An 18,744-nucleotide genomic window follows, 5' to 3' on the forward strand; every position below is an offset into this window, starting at 1 on the left:
AAAATAGATAAAAGTATAGGAATTGGTAATGGAACCTAGTGAAGATCAAAAGCTAGCAGACGAATGGGCTGCAGCACTTGGTGAAGACCCTTCAGCGCCGTCAATTGATGTTGATGATGTGCTTGCGGCACCACTTGATGAGCTATCCGATTCATCATCTCCGATTTCTGAAGATGAGCGTCGTAAGCTGGATACCATTATGGATATTCCAGTGACTATTTCGATGGAAGTTGGCCGCTCTCAGATCAGTATCCGTAACTTACTTCAATTGAACCAAGGCTCGGTTGTTGAGCTTGATCGAATTGCCGGTGAATCTCTGGATGTGATGGTTAACGGTACTCTGATTGCCCACGGTGAAGTGGTTGTAGTCAATGACAAATTTGGTATTCGTTTGACTGACGTTATTAGCCAAACAGAACGAATTAAGAAGCTGCGTTAATGAGCTTTTTGCCACAAAGACTAGCCGGCTCTTCTCTCGGGATGACAGGTTTGTTGCGAGTAATCTTGGGAGTAGGGCTATTAACGGTTCCTTCCATTGCTTTTGCAGCAACGCCGCCTTCTCTTGATTTAGCGACCACCTTTGGGTCGCTAATTTTCGTTATAGCCTTCATCTTATTTATTGCTTGGCTGCTGAAACGAATGCAAGTACCAGCGATGTCCAATCAACAAGGTTTAGCGATTGTTAGGCAAATCCCAGTGGGCACAAAAGAGCGTATCGCAATTGTGCAAGCGGGCGATGAACAGTTCTTGGTAGGAATTACCACACAATCGATTCAGCTGATCTCTAAGCTTGATAAACCTCTTACTCAGGAGATGCTGGAAAAAAGTACATTTTCAAGTCAGCTTTCCCAGCTAATAAAAAAAGATGCAAACAAGTAACGGACTTTTGAACTCATCTTACTTTCACCAAGCCGGAGTTTTCCGAACGGTGAAAGTGTGGTTGGCTCAGCTTATTCTCCTGTGCTCAATCGTATTCAGTGTGTCGGTATTTGCACAAGCTGAAGACGGCACCGTCATTCCTGCGAATACCGCTGGCTCGGAATCGGTCACCATCAGCACGATGGAGCAAGACCAAGCCAAATCGACAACCATGACCACGGGTAGCTTGACTGGCAATGGTGGCGGCATACCTGCCTTTACCATGACAACCAATGCCAATGGTGGTGAAGACTACTCGATTAACCTGCAAATTCTTGCGTTAATGACCATGCTTGGCTTCTTGCCTGCAATGGTGATTTTGATGACATCGTTCACTCGTATTGTGGTGGTGATGTCTATCCTGCGTCAAGCAATGGGTCTGCAACAAACACCATCGAACCAAGTTATCATCGGTATCGCGATATTCTTGACCTTCTTCATCATGTCGCCAGTGATTAATCAAGTAAACGAACAAGCAGTTCAGCCTTATCTTAATGAACAGATATCGGCGCGACAGGCATTTGATGTTGCCCAAGAACCGATTAAGTCCTTTATGCTTAAACAGACTCGCATCAAAGATCTTGAAACCTTTGTTGAAATTTCTGGCGCGGAAGTGACTAACCCTGAAGATGTCTCCATGGCGGTTCTGATTCCAGCATTTATCACATCGGAATTAAAAACGGCTTTCCAAATCGGCTTTATGCTGTTCTTGCCGTTCCTAATTATCGACTTGGTGGTGGCATCGGTATTGATGGCTATGGGTATGATGATGTTGTCACCGATGATTGTATCGCTGCCGTTTAAGTTGATGCTATTTGTTCTGGTGGATGGCTGGAACTTGATACTCTCCACACTCGCCGGCAGTTTTGCCTTGTAGCTGGGGGAATAATGAATCCTGAAATATTCGTAGAGTTGTTCCGAGATGCCCTTTGGATGGTACTAATCATGGTTTGTGCCATCATTATTCCCAGCCTGCTGATCGGTTTGGTTGTGGCTGTTTTCCAAGCCGCAACCTCAATCAACGAACAAACATTGAGTTTCCTGCCGCGTTTGATCGTAACTTTGCTTGCGTTGATGCTATTTGCACACTGGATGACCCAGATGATGATGGAGTTCTTTTTCGAGCTCATCGAACGCTTGCCACAAGTTCTGTATTAAACTGATATGGAATACCCAACGAGCCTTGTACTAGAGTGGGTAGCCAATTATTTTTGGCCATACACTCGCATCTCAGCGATGCTGATGGTAATGACGGTAACAGGGGCACGCTTCGTGTCTCCGCGTATTCGTCTGTATTTAGGCTTGGCGATTACTTTTGCGGTGATGCCTGCGATTCCGGCGGTTCCCAAAGAGATTGAACTCCTGTCCTTTCAAGGCTTCCTGACTGTCTTTGAACAGATCGTGATTGGCGTTGCCATGGGCTTTGTTACTCAGTTTATGATTCAAACCTTTGTTATGCTCGGCCAAATCCTTGGTATGCAATCGAGCTTGGGCTTCGCCTCAATGGTCGACCCAGCTAACGGGCAAAACACGCCGGTACTTGGTCAGCTGTTCATGCTGTTAGCAACCATGTTTTTCTTGGCGACCGATGGTCACTTGAAAATGCTGCAACTGGTGGTGTTTAGTTTTAAGACCCTACCGATTGGCAGTGGATCTCTGACCTCTGTGGATTTTAGAGAGCTCGCATTGTGGCTCGGTATCATGTTCAAAACCGCGTTGGCGATGTCCTTATCGGGAATTATTGCGCTGTTAACAATTAACTTGTCGTTTGGTGTAATGACGCGTGCAGCACCTCAGCTAAACATCTTTTCTTTGGGTTTTGCATTTGCGCTACTCGTGGGTCTGTTACTTTGTTGGTACATCCTTGGCGGCTTGTATAGCCATTACGAGCTATTTTGGATGCAAGGCGAACAACAGATATGTCGTCTAATCCGGTTAGATTGCTAGGAGACTGAAATGGCAGAGTCAGACGGTCAAGAACGCACAGAAGACGCCACGCCCAAACGCTTGCAACAGGCCAAAGAGAAAGGGCAGGTTGCAAGGTCAAAAGAACTAGCGTCAGCATCGGTACTAATTGTCGGTGCGATTGCATTAATGTGGTTTGGCGAATCGATGGCGAAGGCTTTGTTCGAGGCTATGCAACGCCTGTTCTCTTTAAGCCGCGACGAGATTTTTGACACCAATAAACTCCTAGAAATTGCGGGTGGCGCTTTAGTCAATCTACTGTTCCCGCTGTTTTTGATACTGATAACCCTGTTTGTTGCTGCCGTGATCGGCGCTGCGGGTGTTGGTGGGATTAACTTCTCAATGCAAGCGGCGATGCCTAAGGCGTCTAAGCTCAATCCACTCAGTGGTATTAAGCGTATGTTTGGCCTGCAAAGCTGGGTCGAACTGCTCAAATCTATCCTGAAAGTGGCGCTTGTATCGGGTATGGCGATTTATCTGATTCAAGCCTCTCAGCATGATTTAATGCAGCTGAGTATGGATGTTTACCCGCAGAACATCTTCCATGCCTTGGATATCCTGCTCAACTTCATCCTGTTGATCAGTTGTTCGCTGCTTATTGTGGTGGCGATTGATATCCCGTTCCAGATCTGGCAACACGCTGACCAATTGAAGATGACCAAACAAGAAGTCAAAGACGAATTTAAGGACACGGAAGGTAAGCCGGAAGTGAAAGGCCGAATTCGTATGCTTCAACGGGAAGCGGCTCAGCGTCGAATGATGGCAGACGTCCCTCAAGCAGATGTGATTGTGACCAACCCGGAACACTTTTCAGTTGCGCTGCGCTATAAGCAGAATCAAGACAAAGCACCGGTTGTTGTTGCCAAAGGTGTCGACCATATGGCGATGAAGATCCGAGAGATTGCGCGTGAAAATGACATCTATATCGTTCCAGCACCGCCATTGGCGAGGGCGCTTTATCACACCACTGAGTTAGAACAACAAATTCCTGACGGTCTGTTTACGGCAGTTGCACAAGTGCTTGCATATGTTTTCCAACTTAAACAGTACCGAAAACGAGGTGGTGAAAGACCAAAACTGCAAGATTCTAATATGCCGATCCCACCTGATTTACGCCATTAGATCAATTGCTTGAGCTCTGCGTGATGAACCCTGATAATAGCGAGCTAGCTACTCTTCCTTTTATTGAGGTGATGGCGATAATTTGACGTGAGATGTTGGTACAGTGTTTGCTGTAGTAAGCCTGAACATTATAAGCCCATAGCAAAACAGCCCTGACTAAGATCTAATCCACTTGTTCAGAGAGCTACAACATAGCGAAACTGTCTAGATTTATGAAATTCTCCCTGCCTTTTGCGGACAAGCTACCTAAAATTCCTAACCGTGCCATGCCTGCGATTGGTGCACCTGTTATGGTACTTGCAACACTTGCTATGGTGGTGTTGCCTATTCCAGCATTCTTGTTGGATATGTTCTTCACCTTCAATATTGCACTGTCTATGGTTGTGCTATTGGTATCGGTTTATACCCGCAGGCCTTTAGACTTCGCTGCATTCCCGACTGTCCTATTGATAGCGACTCTACTTCGATTAGCCTTGAACGTTGCTTCGACACGTGTGGTATTACTCCATGGCCATGAAGGCGGCGACGCGGCAGGTAACGTAATTGAAGCCTTCGGTAACGTGGTTATCGGTGGTAACTACGCGGTAGGTCTAGTGGTGTTCTTGATCCTGATGATCATCAACTTCATGGTTGTAACCAAAGGTGCGGGTCGTATCTCGGAAGTAAGTGCGCGTTTTACCTTGGATGCATTACCGGGTAAACAGATGGCAATCGATGCCGACTTGAATGCAGGTTTGATCGACCAAGACCAGGCACGTTTGCGACGTTTTGAAGTAACCAAAGAAGCCGACTTCTACGGTTCGATGGACGGTGCGTCTAAGTTCGTTAAAGGTGATGCGATCGCGGGTATTTTGATCCTGTTCATCAACATCATCGGCGGCTTGAGCATCGGTATGGCTCAGTTTGGTTTAGGTTTTGGTGAAGCAATCGAAATCTACACGTTACTGACTATCGGTGATGGTCTGGTTGCACAAATCCCGTCGCTATTACTTTCTATTGCTGCCGCGATGATGGTAACTCGTCAAAATACTGATGAAGACATGGGGCAGCAGCTCGTCTTCCAGATGTTCGACAATCCAAAAGCCTTGATGATCACTGCCGCTATCCTAGGCATTATGGGTATTGTTCCGGGCATGCCACATTTCTCGTTCTTGAGCCTTGCAGTCATTGCGGGTGCAGGTGCGTATTACATCGATAAAAAGAACAAGAAGAAGGCAGAAGAACCTAACCTTCCGGCGGCGGTTGAAGCGAATGGTGAAGTAGGAACTCAGAAAGAGTTGTCGTGGGATGACGTACAACCCGTTGATATTATTGGCTTAGAAGTGGGTTACCGTTTAATTCCTTTGGTTGACAGAGACCAAGGTGGTGAACTGCTTGAGCGTGTTAAAGGTGTGCGTAAAAAGCTGTCTCAAGACTTTGGTTTCTTGATCCCTGCGGTACACATTCGCGATAACCTCGAACTGACGCCAAACAGCTACCGAATTACCTTGATGGGCGTAGCGGTGGGCGAAGCTGAGATTAAGCCTGACATGGAGCTTGCGATTAACCCGGGCCAAGTCTACGGCATGATCGATGGTGAGCCGACGATTGACCCTGCATTTGGACTTGAAGCGGTATGGATTCGAGAAGAGCAGCGTGAACACGCACAAGCTCTAGGTTATACCGTTGTAGATTCTTCTACAGTACTGGCGACACATCTCAGCCAATTACTAACCAACAACGCATCGCAGCTCATTGGTCACGAAGAAGTTCAAAACTTGCTTGAGATGCTCAGCCGCTCAACACCTAAGTTGGTGGAAGGCTTTGTACCGGATCAATTACAGCTTGGTGTGGTCGTGAAAGTGCTCCAGAACCTATTGAATGAAGCCATTCCAATTCGTGATATTCGAACTATAGTCCAAACTTTGTCGGAGTACTCAGGTAAGAGTCAAGAACCTGACATACTTACTGCGGCAGTTCGCATCTCATTGAAACGACTAATTGTTCAAGAAATCAATGGTATAGAGCCAGAATTGCCGGTTATTACCTTGATTCCTGAGCTGGAACAAATCTTGCATCAAACCATGCAGGCATCCGGCGGAGAATCTGCTGGTATTGAACCTGGTTTGGCCGAACGTTTACAGACCTCCCTCAGTCACGCTACACAAGAGCAAGAGCTGAAAGGTGAGCCTGCGGTATTATTGACCTCTGGCGTGTTGCGTTCGACTCTGGCTAAGTTTGTGAAGAACACGATCCCAAGCTTGAGAGTCTTGTCTTACCAAGAAATACCGGACGAAAAGCAGATACGTATAGTACAAGCTGTTGGTAATTAAGCCGCCTAATTAGAACGGACGATCGAATTGAAAATTAAACGATTTTTTGCAAAAGATATGCGAACGGCTCTGCTCCAAGTTAAAGAAGAACTTGGTTCAGAAGCGGTGATCATGTCTAACAAAAAGGTCGCAGGTGGCGTGGAAATTGTTGCCGCTATTGATGGCGAATCCAGCCCGTCGACAGCGAGCCAGAGACTAAATAAACCTCAGCAGCCTGCACAAAGCCAATATACGCAGATGGCCGCGCCTGCAGCTCCTGCTGGGCGACGCCAACTCGACGATGACAAGGTTAGCCTGCAGTCGAATGCTGAAGGTGGACGCTCAATGACCAAGCGCTTTGCAAATATGCTAAAGCAATACAGTCATGGCGCTGATGATGAACCACAACATCGTGCTGAAAATGAAGATTCATTGTCAGCATTGCTCAATCGCCAATCAAGCACAGGCCATAATCCGCACAGTAATCATCAGACTCAAAGTAGTCAGCAGTCTTATGGCCATCAGCAATCTCACAATAACCAACAGTCTCACGGCAACCTTGATTCAGCGTTTGCTCGCGAAACGGGTTTGTCCAAGTTGATTGCCGAAGACCGTAGAGTAGAGCGTCCAGCTCCTCGTTTGGATCCTACTCGTTATGATCGCGGTCGTGAGAATACTCATTCCAAAGGTTCTGATTCTGAAATGGAAACGATGCGCGAAGAGATGACCTCAATTCGTCGTCTGTTAGAACATCAAGTATCAGGGCTAATGTGGCAAGAAGTTGAGCGTCGTGAACCACTCAGAGCCATGCTTATTAAGCGCCTTGAGCGTATGGGTGTATCTGCAGAGCTTGCCGATCAAATGGCTTGTTACATTCCAGAAGATACCAAACCAGCGCGAGCATGGAAGGCTTTGTTAGCTCTGGTAGCTGACCAAATCTCTGTTACTCAAAAAGATATTTTAAAACGCGGCGGTATTGTGGCTCTACTTGGACCAACCGGCGTAGGTAAAACAACGACTGTTGCAAAGCTCGCTGCACGTGCTGCGATGGAATATGGCGCAGATAACGTCGCACTAGTGACAACTGACACATATCGTATAGGTGCACATGAGCAGTTATCGATCTATGGTCGAATTATGGGTTGTCCTGTAAGAGTTGCTAAAGATTCTAGCGAACTGGCCGATGTAATATATCAGTTACGTAATCGTCGCCTGATTCTGGTCGATACTGCGGGTATGGGACAACGAGATGTTCGCCTATCTGAGCAGTTAGACACACTGATGCAAGAGAGTGGTTCCGTTATCAATAGTTACCTTGTGTTGCCTGCAACCGCGCAACGCAAAGTGCTGCAAGAAACAATTGAACACTTTAGAAGAATCCCGTTGTCGGGATGCATCATGACTAAGCTGGATGAATCCCTAAGTCTAGGTGAATTCATCAGTGTCGTAATACAAAATGCATTACCAGTTGCTTACATAGCAAATGGTCAACGAGTTCCTGAAGATATCGTTATAGCTCAGCCAAAGTACATGATTGCTAAGGCCAATGAGCTATTAGAAAAATCTACAGAGAATGAACCTCATTACTGGAATAGCGATTCAGAAGGGCTCTAGGCGGCGGATAAATATGAATGAAAATATGATACATGATCAAGCTAGCGGCCTCCGTCGCTTAACCAAGCCTTCACTCACCAAAGTTATTGCGGTAACGGGCGGTAAAGGCGGCGTTGGTAAATCTAATGTGACGTTAGGTATGGCTATTTGCATGGCACGCCAAGGCAAAAAAGTTATGGTGCTAGATGCCGACTTGGGTCTTGCTAATGTCGATATCATGCTAGGTATTCGTTCTAAACGAAACCTTGGGCATGTGTTGGCTGGTGAATGTGAACTTAAGGATGCGATTGTCGAAGGGCCGCACGGAATTAAAATTATTCCAGCGACATCGGGCACACAAAGCATGACTGAACTTTCACATGCACAGCACGCAGGTTTGATTCGCGCATTCGGTTCGCTTGAAGACGAGATGGACATCTTGTTGGTCGACACCGCAGCGGGGATTTCGGACATGGTGATCAGTTTCTCAAGAGCAGCGCAAGACGTGGTTGTTGTGGTATGTGATGAACCTACCTCAATCACAGATGCATATGCCTTGATTAAACTTTTGAGCAGAGAGCACCACGTTCAGCGATTCAAAGTTGTTGCAAATATGGTCAGAAGCTACCGCGAAGGCCGAGAATTATTTGCAAAGTTGACTTTGGTCACAGAGCGCTTCTTGAATGTGAGCCTCGAACTCGTAGCATGTATTCCTTTAGATGATAAAGTACGCCAATCAGTCAAGAGACAGAAAATCGTAGTCGATGCGTTTCCTCGCTCTCCAGCTGCACTGGCAATCAGCTCTTTGGCTAACAAAGCATTGACCTGGCCAATACCAAAAACACCAAGTGGACACTTGGAGTTCTTTGTTGAAAGGCTGCTGAATCGTACTGAATTTATAGAGGAACCATTTGGTGAATAAAGCGCTTACTTACGACCAACATGCTAATCACAATAGCCAACAGGCTTTTTTTGAGAAGTATTCTGTGTTGGTTAAACGTATCGCTCATCACTTGTTGGGGCGATTACCGCCTAATGTATTGGTTGATGACTTAATTCAAGCTGGCATGATCGGCTTGATTGAAGCGCAACAAAACTATGATGGTACCAAAGGCGCAAGCTTTGAGACGTATGCTGGTATTCGAATCCGTGGCGCAATGTTGGATGACATTCGCCGTGGGGACTGGGTACCGAGATCGGTTCATAAAAACAATCGAGAAATCAGCAGTGCAATCGCGGAATTAGAGGGAACCCTCAACCGTGACCCGAGCGATGCCGAAGTGGCAAAACACATGGGGCTCAGTTTAGAGCAATATCACAGTGCTTTAACTGACATTAATTGCTCAAGATTGGTTGGTATCGAAGATTTAGGCGTCTCAGATGATGTAATATCTCCGAACGAAGACTCTCAAGATAATGCGCCTTTTCAAGGGGTTGCAGATGAGTCATTCCGCCAAGCTTTGATCGATTCGATAAAACAACTTCCGGAAAGGGAAGGCCTTGTGCTTTCGCTTTATTACGACGAAGAACTCAATTTAAAAGAGATTGGGGAAGTGTTAGGTGTCAGCGAATCTCGTGTCAGCCAAATACTGAGCCAATCTATGCAGCGTTTACGCACTAAGTTAAGTGCTTGGACACAGAACGACTAACAACACTGATCCTATTCAGTGGAGGCTAATTTGAACAAAAACATGAAAATTCTCATTGTTGATGATTTTTCAACGATGCGCCGAATTGTTAAAAACCTACTTCGCGACTTAGGTTTCAACAACACTCAAGAAGCAGATGATGGCTTGACCGCGTTACCTATGCTGAAAAAAGGCGAATTTGATTTCGTGGTAACTGACTGGAACATGCCAGGCATGCAAGGTATTGACCTGCTTAAACACATTCGTGCCGATGCAGAACTTAAGCACCTTCCAGTGCTTATGATCACGGCAGAAGCGAAACGTGAGCAGATCATTGAAGCAGCGCAAGCGGGTGTTAATGGTTACATTGTGAAGCCTTTCACTGCAGCAACGCTGAAAGAGAAACTTGATAAGATTTTTGATCGCTTATAAGCATCAATAAATTTGGGCATTTCTAGGTAAACACTGGCTGATAAGTCACCTGTTTATCTCGATAGCCTAAGCGCACAAAGTATGCGGAGTAAGGCCGAACTCAGGATGATTTCATTAGAACAAGCAAAAAAATTAGTAGAGCTGCTTGAGAACGATGAGCAGCAAGATGCTGATTCTCTTGTTAGAAGCATTTATGAAGACAATTTTAGTCTTCAAGACAATCCAATGCTTCAAGAAATAGGAAGTCTGACACGCGACCTCCATGACTCTTTGACTCAATTCAATTTCGATGAACGCATTAGCGTTATCGCAAATGACGAAATCCCTGACGCAAGGGATCGCCTTCAGTATGTCATTGATAAAACGGAAGTAGCGGCAAACAAGACGATGGACGCAGTTGATCGCTGTATGCCAATCGCAGACAACCTACACGAGTGTTTACTTCAAGTAAGGCCTCAATGGAATGAACTGATGCATGGCCGCATTGAGCTGGCACAATTTAAAGCTTTATGTCACCGCATTGATGGATTGCTTGTCCAAGTAGAAGGCGACAGTACTGAACTACGCGGACAATTGACTGAAATCTTGATGGCTCAGGATTTCCAAGACTTAACTGGGCAGATAATTAGCAAAGTTATTACCTTGGTGAATGAGGTGGAAGGACGTTTGGTCGAGATTCTCACGGTATTCGGTGCGAATCAAAAAGAGCCAACTCCAGAGTCAGAGAAGAAAGCATCGATTGCGCCTGAAGGTCCAATTATGAACCCAGAAGAGCGCGAAGACGCTGTCGCATCTCAAGATGAAGTCGACGATTTGTTATCCAGTCTTGGATTTTAAAGGTAACGTATGAGCTACGATTTAGACGAAGATATTCTTCAGGACTTTTTAGTCGAGGCAGGAGAGATCCTTGAACTTCTATCAGAACAACTGGTAGAGCTTGAGAATAACCCTGACGACAAAGACCTATTAAATGCTATTTTCCGTGGTTTCCATACAGTAAAAGGTGGTGCTGGTTTCCTAGCATTAACTGAGCTGGTGGATACTTGTCATGGTGCTGAGAATGTGTTCGACATTCTACGAAACGGCCAACGCAGCGTAACATCAGGTTTGATGGATACCATGCTGCAGGCGCTAGATACAGTTAATGTACAGTTTCGCGCCGTGCAAGATCAGGAACCTTTGGTACCTGCTGACCAATCTTTATTGGACGAACTTCACCGTCTCTGCAAGCCAGAGTCTGCAGATGAAGCGGCTCCAGTAGAAGCGCCTGCACCTATTATCCCTGAACCTGTTGTTACTGCGCCTGAGCCTGTTGTTGAAAGCTCAAGCATCAGTGCGTCTTCTGTTGATGATATCTCTGAAGATGAGTTTGAACGCCTGCTTGATGAGCTTCATGGTAAAGGTGGTTCACCAACATCATTTTCTGCGCCAACACCGCCGCCTGCACCTGCTGCAGCTCAGCCTGTAGTGGACAGCGGTGATATCACTGACGATGAATTCGAAAAGTTACTGGATGAATTGCACGGTGCGGGTAACAGCCCGACAAGTGCTGGTTCAACGCCTCCTCCACCGCCAGCACCTACTGCAGCACCAGTATCGGCGATGTCTGAAGGCGATGACCTGATGACAGATGAAGAGTTCGAGAAGTTACTTGATCAGTTACACGGCTCAGGTAATGGACCATCAGTTGAAGAACTCGATGCCGCGACTAAGCCTGCACAAGTGAAGCCAGAGCCAGTTGCACCGCAAGCTGCGCCGAAGCCACAGCCTGCCGCGCCAGTTGCCGTAAAAGCTGAGCCGAAGCCGAGTGCTCCAGCAAAAGCTGAAGTTAAAGCACCGGTGAAGAAGCAGCAAGCTGAAGCGACAGTTCGTGTAGACACATCAACACTGGATACCATCATGAACATGGTGGGTGAACTGGTATTGGTGCGTAACCGACTTGTCAGCCTTGGCCTAAACAGCAACGACGAAGAAATGTCGAAAGCTGTCTCTAATTTAGATGTTGTTACTGCAGACCTACAAGGTGCGGTAATGAAAACTCGTATGCAGCCGATCAAGAAAGTATTTGGTCGCTTCCCTCGAGTTGTCCGTGACCTTGCTCGTAGCTTGAAGAAAGACATCGTTCTTGAAATGCGTGGCGAAGAAACGGACCTTGATAAAAACTTAGTGGAAGCACATGCCGATCCCCTGATTCACTTGGTGAGAAACTCAGTTGACCACGGTATTGAAATGCCGGAAGACCGAGTTATGGCGGGTAAATCAAGAACCGGTAAAGTAATTCTGTCTGCCTCTCAAGAAGGTGACCACATTGAACTGGCTATCGTTGATGACGGTGGCGGTATGGACCCTGATAAGCTTCGTGCTATCGCGGTTAAACGTGGCCTGATGGATGAAGATGCAGCGTCTCGCTTATCAAATAAAGAGTGTTTCAACCTAATCTTCGCACCAGGCTTCTCAAGTAAAGAGCAGATCTCTGATATCTCTGGTCGTGGTGTAGGTATGGACGTTGTGAAAACAGCGATCAACACATTGAATGGCTCAATTGATATCGATTCTGAAATGGGACAAGGCACCAAGATCACCATCAAGGTTCCACTAACTCTAGCGATTCTACCAACCTTGATGGTCGGTGTTGCGGGTCACCCATTTGCATTGCCATTGGCATCGGTTAACGAGATTTTCCACCTAGATTTAAGCCGCACAAACGTGGTTGATGGTCAGCTGACGATCATTGTTCGAGATAAGTCTATTCCGTTGTTCTACTTGCAAAACTGGCTTGCACCTAAAGCGGGTATTGTTGAACTACGTAAAGGGCATGGCCATGTTGTTATCGTACAACTTGGGAGCCAACGTGTTGGTTTTGTTGTCGATACGCTAATCGGTCAAGAAGAAGTCGTGATCAAGCCACTTGATAAGCTTCTGCAAGGCACGCCAGGTATGGCAGGCGCGACAATTACAAGTGACGGACATATTGCATTGATTCTCGATGTGCCGGACTTGTTGAAGCAGTACGCAGCTGCGTCAAGAATTTAATTTAAGGATAAATATGGCGATTAAAGTATTAGTCGTTGATGATTCGAGTTTCTTTCGTCGTCGCGTTAGCGAGATCATCAACTCAGAGGCTCGCCTAGAAGTCATTGATGTAGCAGTAAACGGTAAAGAAGCCGTCGAGAAAGCGAAACAGCTAAGACCTGACGTCATCACTATGGACATTGAAATGCCTGTTATGGACGGCATCACTGCCGTTCGTGAGATCATGGCCGCGTCTCCAACGCCTATTTTGATGTTTTCATCGTTAACGCATGATGGCGCGAAAGCCACCTTAGATGCGTTAGATGCAGGTGCTCTAGACTTCCTACCGAAGAAGTTTGAAGACATCGCACGTAACCGCGACGATGCGGTTGCATTGCTTCAACAGCGTGTGATTCAGATAGCAGCAAAGCGTGCGTTTATGCGCCGAGCTCCTATCACGCCGAGAGCTACAGCAACTTCAACATCTACACCATTGCGCCAACCGATTTCAACAGCAGCTTCGACTTCGACAGCGAAGCCTGCGGTCGCATCAACGGCGAAATTCAGAGCGTCAGGTAAGAAGTATCAATTAACAGCAATTGGTACTTCGACTGGCGGTCCTGTGGCTCTACAGAAGATTTTGACTCGCATCCCTGCTAACTATCCACATCCTATTGTGTTAGTTCAGCATATGCCGGCAACATTCACCGCTGCTTTTGCTAGCCGGTTGAACACCTTGTGTAAGATTGAAGTTCGTGAAGCGCAAGACGGTGATGTGTTAAAGCCTGGGGTGGCGTATCTTGCTCCTGGTGGTAAACAGATGATGGTTGATGGCCGCGCAGGAGCTGCACGCTTAAGAATCATCGATGGCGGCGATCGCATGAACTACAAGCCTTGTGTGGATGTTACATTCGGCTCTGCAGCGAAGATTTACGGCGACAAAGTTCTGTCTATGATACTGACAGGAATGGGCGCAGATGGTCGAGAAGGGTCGCGTATGTTGAAAACTGCGGGTTCGACGATTTGGGCACAAGACGAAGATAGCTGTGTTGTATATGGTATGCCTCAAGCTGTAGCAAAAGCTGGCATTTCTACTGAAGACCTACCTCTAGACCGCATTGCGGAAAGGATCCTGGTTGAAGTTGGGTTAGCTTAGGTAAATCGAAATGATTGTTTGGAGTGTTGCAAACCAAAAAGGTGGTGTTGGTAAAACGACCACGACCGTGACTCTAGCAGGTTTACTTGCGTTGAAAGGGCACCGTGTTCTATTGGTTGATACTGACCCACATGCATCACTGACCACCTATCTGGGTTACGACTCAGATACGGTGGAATCGAGCCTGTTTGATCTGTTCCAGTTACGTGAGTTCAATTCACAGACGGTAAGACCTTTGCTTTTACAAACAGAAGTTGAAGGTATCGATATTATCCCAGCGCATATGTCTTTAGCGACTTTAGACCGTGTTATGGGAAATCGAAGCGGCATGGGGTTGATCTTGAAGCGCGCTTTAGCCGCTTTGAAAGACGACTATGACTATGTGTTGATCGATTGTCCGCCAATTCTGGGTGTGATGATGGTCAATGCATTGGCTGCTAGTGACCGTATTTTGATTCCGGTACAGACTGAGTTTTTGGCGATGAAGGGCTTAGAGCGCATGATTCGTACTTTAACTATCATGCAGAAGTCTCGTAAAACACCGTTCAAGGTGACGATTGTCCCGACGATGTACGACAAGCGAACCAAAGCCTCACTGCAAACGCTAACGCAGCTCAAAGGTGATTATCCGAATCAAGTTTGGACATCAGCTGTGCCGATAGATACCAAGTTTCGAGATGCGAGCCTAAAACGCTTGCCAGCATCTCATTTTGCATCGGGTAGCCGTGGTGTATTTGCTTATAAACAGTTGCTTATTTATCTCGAGAGGTTGGCGATAAATGAGCGCGAATAAAGAATCAACATTGGTGCAGCCAAGTCTCTCGAGTGAGCAAGCACTCGATGATTACTTTACTGCGCTGTTAGGCGATGAAAGCTTTGAATCTGATGACTTATTTGTTGACGAGTCAAGCGACGAATCACAACCTGAAGAGCCAGAGCCAGAGCCAGAGCCAGAGCCAGAGCCAGAGCCAGAGCCAGAGCCAGAGCCAGAGCGCCAATTTTCGAGTCACCACTCAAGCTACGCAGAAATACGGGCGGCTGAGTTTGAAGTACCTAACCTTGAGGATGTTCAGAAGCTACTAAGTCGTTTAGAGGCGACTAATGTTGTTGATGAGCTGAATCTAGATGAGTTGATGGATCAGAACACACAGAAAATCGCCCAGCAAGCAGATATGCAAATGTTTGATGCTGCGGTGGAGTCTGTTCAAGTGTTTGAAGAGCCGGAGATTCAAGATTGGAATCTTCCAAACCCCGATTTATCAATAGCTGTAGAGCCACCGGTTGAATCGCAGCAAATTGAAGTGTTACAAGCTGAACCGGAAGAGAACGAACAAGTAGAGGTTAAGGCTATTGAGTCTGAACTTGAAGTTCCTGAGGTCGAAACAGCGATTGAGCTTGAAACTCAAGCCGGAGGTGCTGACCAGTTTACCTCTTGGGAAAGTACGGTCCGAACAGAAGACTTTCAAGTTTTGTATTTTGATGTAAACGGCGTGACCTTTGCAGTGCCGCTTGATGAGCTTGGTGGTATCCATCGCCTTGAAGAGTTAAGTCATATCATTGGTAAGCCAGCTTGGTATTTAGGTTTACAAACCAACCGTGATAGTCAGCTAGATGTGGTCGACACCGCAAAATGGGTGATGTCTGAGAAACTATCAGGTGACGAATACAAAGAAAACTATCAATATATAGTGATGCTTGGAGAGAGCTTGTGGGGTCTTGCAGGAACAGAGCTAAAAGGCACCGAGCTACTCAATACAGATAAAGTACGTTGGCGAGAAATGGCAGGGAAACGCCCATGGCTCGCTGGTATGGTAAAAGAAAAAATGTGTGCTTTGATCCATGTTGAAGCATTAATCGCCATGCTAAACGCAGGGCTAGATGTAAAAGCATTGAGCTAATAACAAGCATTAGGCTAACAATAAGCATCAAGTTAATAATAGTGGTCGGTAACGACGGCAAGAGGATTATCTATGTCTCATATGAGTGAAGTTGAAGTAAGAAAAGAGCAAACGAATGATGAAGTACTTCAATGGGTCACATTCCAGCTAGAAGAAGAAACTTACGGCATCAACGTAATGCAAGTACGTGAAGTACTGCGTTACAGTGAAATTGCTCCAGTTCCGGGTGCTCCAGATTACGTTCTAGGTATTATCAACCTACGTGGTAACGTTGTTACTGTTATCGACACTCGTTCTCGCTTTGGTTTGATGCAAGGTGAAATCACAGATAACACTCGTATTATCGTTATTGAATCTGAACGTCAAGTAATTGGCATCTTAGTAGATAGCGTTGCTGAAGTGGTTTACTTACGTTCTTCTGAAATCGACACTACGCCAAGTGTTGGTACTGATGAAAGTGCTAAGTTCATCCAAGGTGTTAGCAACCGCGATGGCAAGCTGCTTATCTTAGTAGATCTAAACAAACTACTAAGCGAAGACGAATGGGATGAGATGGCTCACCTGTAATGTTTGAAGCGCTTCTTTTAAGCCCTGTCGCTCTGATATCAGGTGTTGGGGTTTTTACGTTATTCATCGTGATTTTGATTAGCAAAGTAAAACGTGCGATTCAAAAGCAGCTCGATCAGTCACGTCTGCAAGTCCGTAACCTGGACAAAGAGCTTCAAAAATCGAGTAAGCAATTACTTGAGGTTCGCTCTGTCGTGGTCGGCCTTGGTCAGAAAGTGACTGAGCAGCAAGATCTGATCAAGCACTTGAATGAGCGCATTGTTGAGTTAGAGCATGCTGACACAGATGGACGCTTGTACACACGTGCAACGAAAATGGTTCAGCTTGGTGCTGGGATAAATGAACTGATCGAAGAGTGTGAATTACCTAAAGCGGAAGCTGAGCTAATGATGTCTCTACAGAATAAGCTCGCGGGTAAGGAAAAAATACCTTCGCTAAGAAGCAACCCTTCATCATTTGATGAACAACCAGTATCTTCTCGTGATCGCAGAGAACCGCCTCGACGTCGTTAAATTGTGCGCTAATCGTGAATGAACATTTTGTGTTTATCACATACTCATTTAAAAGAAGCTTCGGCTTCTTTTTTTGTGTCTGCATTACTGTTTATAGAACGATGTTTATAAGTGCTTGTTACTACAGCAATATCTCATTTTTGGTCAAAATGTGTAAATTGTGATGCAGTAGTAACAGTTTCTTACCGACTTTGTTCTATCGAAAACGCCTAGTCCTGTTTTGTCACCATGTTGGTGTGCTACTATAGCGCTCTCATTACTCGACTAAATTTACCTATGCTAGAAGTCTCAAATTTAACTGCTATTCGTGACGACAGGGTTCTGTTTGAATCGTTGTCTTTTCAATTGAAACCAGGTGAGTTGGTTCAGGTTGAAGGTCGTAACGGTACTGGGAAAACGACACTCCTTAGGATTATTACTGGCTTAGGTGACCGCGATGACGGCACTATCTCTTGGGATGGTGAATCCATAGAATCGAGTCGAGATGTTTATCACCAAAATTTGCTTTTTCTTGGTCACCAAACTGGCGTAAAGCGCGAGCTTAGTGCCTATGAGAACCTTAGCTTTTATCAGTCTATTCACAGTGGCGGTACGAGCAAAGAAGAGCTTTATCACGCGCTGGCTCAAGTGGGGCTTGCGGGTAGAGAAGACGTACCTGCTGGGCAACTTTCAGCGGGGCAACAGCGTCGAGTAGCGTTGGCTCGTCTTTGGTTGAGCAAGCAAATGTTGTGGATTCTTGATGAGCCTTTGACTGCTATAGATAAGCAGGGCGTGAAAGTTCTCGAATCTCTTTTTTCTCAGCATGCAGACAACGGTGGCATTGTGTTATTAACCACACACCAAGACATGTTTGCTGATAGCCCGAAACTAAGAAAAATTAAGTTGGGTGAGTAATATGATCTCTTCAATGACCACGATTATCCGACGTGAATTGCTTATCGCGTTCCGACGTCAAGCGGATATCTTTAATCCTTTGTGGTTTTTCATCATTGTTATAACTCTATTCCCTTTGAGTATTGGCCCAGAGCCAAACCTACTTGCGCGTATTGCCGCGGGTATTGTTTGGGTGGCTGCTTTGCTCTCTGCATTGCTCTCTTTAGAGCGTCTTTTCCGCGATGATTTTCAAGATGGCGCCCTTGAACAGATGATGCTGATGCCCATCCCGTTGCAGTTGGTAGTATTGTCCAAGGTCATAGCACACTGGTTGTTGACCGGGTTACCATTGATTTTGATCAGTCCATTGTTGGCTGTTTTGTTGTCTTTAGATTTTGATACATGGCTCTCAGTTGTGTTGACCTTGCTGGTAGGAACACCCGCGTTGAGCTTTATTGGTGCGATTGGTGTTGCGTTGACTGTTGGGTTACAGAAGGGCGGAGTCCTGTTGAGCCTGTTAATCTTGCCGCTCTACATCCCAATTTTGATCTTCGCGACGTCAGCGATTGACGCTGCGGCTTTGGGCGTTGCGTACAACGGCCAATTGGCGGTGCTTGGAGCAATGTTAATGGGTGCGATGACTCTGACGCCTTTTGCGATCAGTGCCGCACTTAGAGTGAGTGTGAACTGATTGGGGTTCCGTTATCGTATAGCTAATGTGAACCAAATGTGTCGAGTGGACTCATAGAGTCAGCAAAACAGAAAGCAAGACAAATA

20 protein-coding genes are annotated in these 18,744 nt (G+C 46.1%); all 20 read left to right on the plus strand.

Annotated features, from left to right (window positions below):
• Nucleotides 1–28 precede the first annotated feature (28 nt).
• The 20 genes from fliN to ccmB all read left to right on the plus strand — a co-directional run bounded on the left by fliN (nt 29) and on the right by ccmB (nt 18,658).
• Entirely contained in the window at nt 29–439 is a 411-nt protein-coding gene (gene fliN / locus BCT34_RS05325; protein WP_076651668.1) for a flagellar motor switch protein FliN, read from the plus strand.
• On the plus strand, nt 439–879 hold the full coding sequence (gene fliO, locus BCT34_RS05330; protein ID WP_076651667.1) for a flagellar biosynthetic protein FliO: 441 nt from the start codon (nt 439–441) through the stop codon (nt 877–879). Before fliN ends, fliO begins: the two co-directional genes overlap by 1 nt.
• Nucleotides 866–1,795, plus strand: coding sequence for a flagellar type III secretion system pore protein FliP (fliP, locus tag BCT34_RS05335; RefSeq protein WP_174571133.1), 930 nt, complete (start codon nt 866–868; stop codon nt 1,793–1,795). The genes fliO and fliP overlap by 14 nt, the downstream gene beginning before the upstream one ends.
• An 11-nt stretch (nt 1,796–1,806) precedes the next feature.
• Entirely contained in the window at nt 1,807–2,076 is a 270-nt protein-coding gene (fliQ, locus tag BCT34_RS05340; RefSeq protein ID WP_029235191.1) for a flagellar biosynthesis protein FliQ, read from the plus strand.
• 6 nt (nt 2,077–2,082) lie between these two features.
• Nucleotides 2,083–2,865, plus strand: coding sequence for a flagellar biosynthetic protein FliR (gene fliR / locus BCT34_RS05345; RefSeq protein ID WP_076651666.1), 783 nt, complete (start codon nt 2,083–2,085; stop codon nt 2,863–2,865).
• Between the two features lie 9 nt (nt 2,866–2,874).
• Entirely contained in the window at nt 2,875–4,005 is a 1,131-nt protein-coding gene (gene flhB / locus BCT34_RS05350; protein WP_076651665.1) for a flagellar biosynthesis protein FlhB, read from the plus strand.
• A gap of 212 nt (nt 4,006–4,217) precedes the next feature.
• A complete protein-coding gene (gene flhA, locus BCT34_RS05355) occupies nt 4,218–6,317 on the plus strand; it encodes a flagellar biosynthesis protein FlhA (RefSeq protein WP_076651664.1) in 2,100 nt (699 codons plus the stop codon).
• 27 nt (nt 6,318–6,344) lie between these two features.
• The gene (flhF, locus tag BCT34_RS05360) at nt 6,345–7,910 is read left to right on the plus strand and encodes a flagellar biosynthesis protein FlhF (protein WP_076651663.1); all 1,566 of its coding nucleotides are present in this window, start codon (nt 6,345–6,347) and stop codon (nt 7,908–7,910) included.
• Nucleotides 7,911–7,923: 13 nt separating this feature from the next.
• Nucleotides 7,924–8,811, plus strand: a complete 888-nt coding sequence (locus BCT34_RS05365; RefSeq protein WP_076651662.1) for a MinD/ParA family protein — start codon at nt 7,924–7,926, stop codon at nt 8,809–8,811.
• Nucleotides 8,804–9,538, plus strand: a complete 735-nt coding sequence (locus BCT34_RS05370) for an RNA polymerase sigma factor FliA (RefSeq protein ID WP_017631763.1) — start codon at nt 8,804–8,806, stop codon at nt 9,536–9,538. The genes BCT34_RS05365 and BCT34_RS05370 overlap by 8 nt, the downstream gene beginning before the upstream one ends.
• Nucleotides 9,539–9,580: 42 nt before the next feature.
• Nucleotides 9,581–9,949 carry a chemotaxis response regulator CheY gene (gene cheY, locus BCT34_RS05375; protein ID WP_016767062.1) on the plus strand — a complete coding sequence of 123 codons (369 nt, stop codon included), beginning with the start codon at nt 9,581–9,583 and terminating at the stop codon, nt 9,947–9,949.
• A gap of 105 nt (nt 9,950–10,054) precedes the next feature.
• The gene (locus BCT34_RS05380) at nt 10,055–10,786 is read left to right on the plus strand and encodes a protein phosphatase CheZ (protein ID WP_076651661.1); all 732 of its coding nucleotides are present in this window, start codon (nt 10,055–10,057) and stop codon (nt 10,784–10,786) included.
• Nucleotides 10,787–10,795: 9 nt separating this feature from the next.
• Nucleotides 10,796–12,982, plus strand: a complete 2,187-nt coding sequence (locus tag BCT34_RS05385; protein ID WP_076651660.1) for a chemotaxis protein CheA — start codon at nt 10,796–10,798, stop codon at nt 12,980–12,982.
• A gap of 13 nt (nt 12,983–12,995) precedes the next feature.
• Nucleotides 12,996–14,117: a chemotaxis response regulator protein-glutamate methylesterase gene (locus BCT34_RS05390; protein WP_076651659.1), complete on the plus strand. Its 1,122-nt coding sequence runs from the start codon at nt 12,996–12,998 to the stop codon at nt 14,115–14,117.
• Between the two features lie 10 nt (nt 14,118–14,127).
• Nucleotides 14,128–14,910 carry a ParA family protein gene (locus tag BCT34_RS05395; protein ID WP_076651658.1) on the plus strand — a complete coding sequence of 261 codons (783 nt, stop codon included), beginning with the start codon at nt 14,128–14,130 and terminating at the stop codon, nt 14,908–14,910.
• A complete protein-coding gene (locus tag BCT34_RS05400; protein WP_102305771.1) occupies nt 14,897–16,015 on the plus strand; it encodes a chemotaxis protein CheW in 1,119 nt (372 codons plus the stop codon). The genes BCT34_RS05395 and BCT34_RS05400 overlap by 14 nt, the downstream gene beginning before the upstream one ends.
• Before the next feature lie 72 nt (nt 16,016–16,087).
• Nucleotides 16,088–16,582, plus strand: a complete 495-nt coding sequence (locus tag BCT34_RS05405) for a chemotaxis protein CheW (RefSeq protein WP_017064109.1) — start codon at nt 16,088–16,090, stop codon at nt 16,580–16,582.
• Nucleotides 16,582–17,094: a DUF2802 domain-containing protein gene (locus BCT34_RS05410; protein WP_076653471.1), complete on the plus strand. Its 513-nt coding sequence runs from the start codon at nt 16,582–16,584 to the stop codon at nt 17,092–17,094. Before BCT34_RS05405 ends, BCT34_RS05410 begins: the two co-directional genes overlap by 1 nt.
• A 276-nt stretch (nt 17,095–17,370) precedes the next feature.
• The gene (gene ccmA, locus BCT34_RS05415) at nt 17,371–17,988 is read left to right on the plus strand and encodes a cytochrome c biogenesis heme-transporting ATPase CcmA (RefSeq protein ID WP_048607846.1); all 618 of its coding nucleotides are present in this window, start codon (nt 17,371–17,373) and stop codon (nt 17,986–17,988) included.
• 1 nt (nt 17,989) lies between these two features.
• A complete protein-coding gene (ccmB, locus tag BCT34_RS05420) occupies nt 17,990–18,658 on the plus strand; it encodes a heme exporter protein CcmB (RefSeq protein WP_004736228.1) in 669 nt (222 codons plus the stop codon).
• Nucleotides 18,659–18,744: the final 86 nt, after the last annotated feature.

The sequence above is a fragment of the Vibrio sp. 10N.261.45.E2 genome, assembly GCF_002875705.1.
In the GTDB taxonomy this organism is placed as follows: domain Bacteria; phylum Pseudomonadota; class Gammaproteobacteria; order Enterobacterales; family Vibrionaceae; genus Vibrio.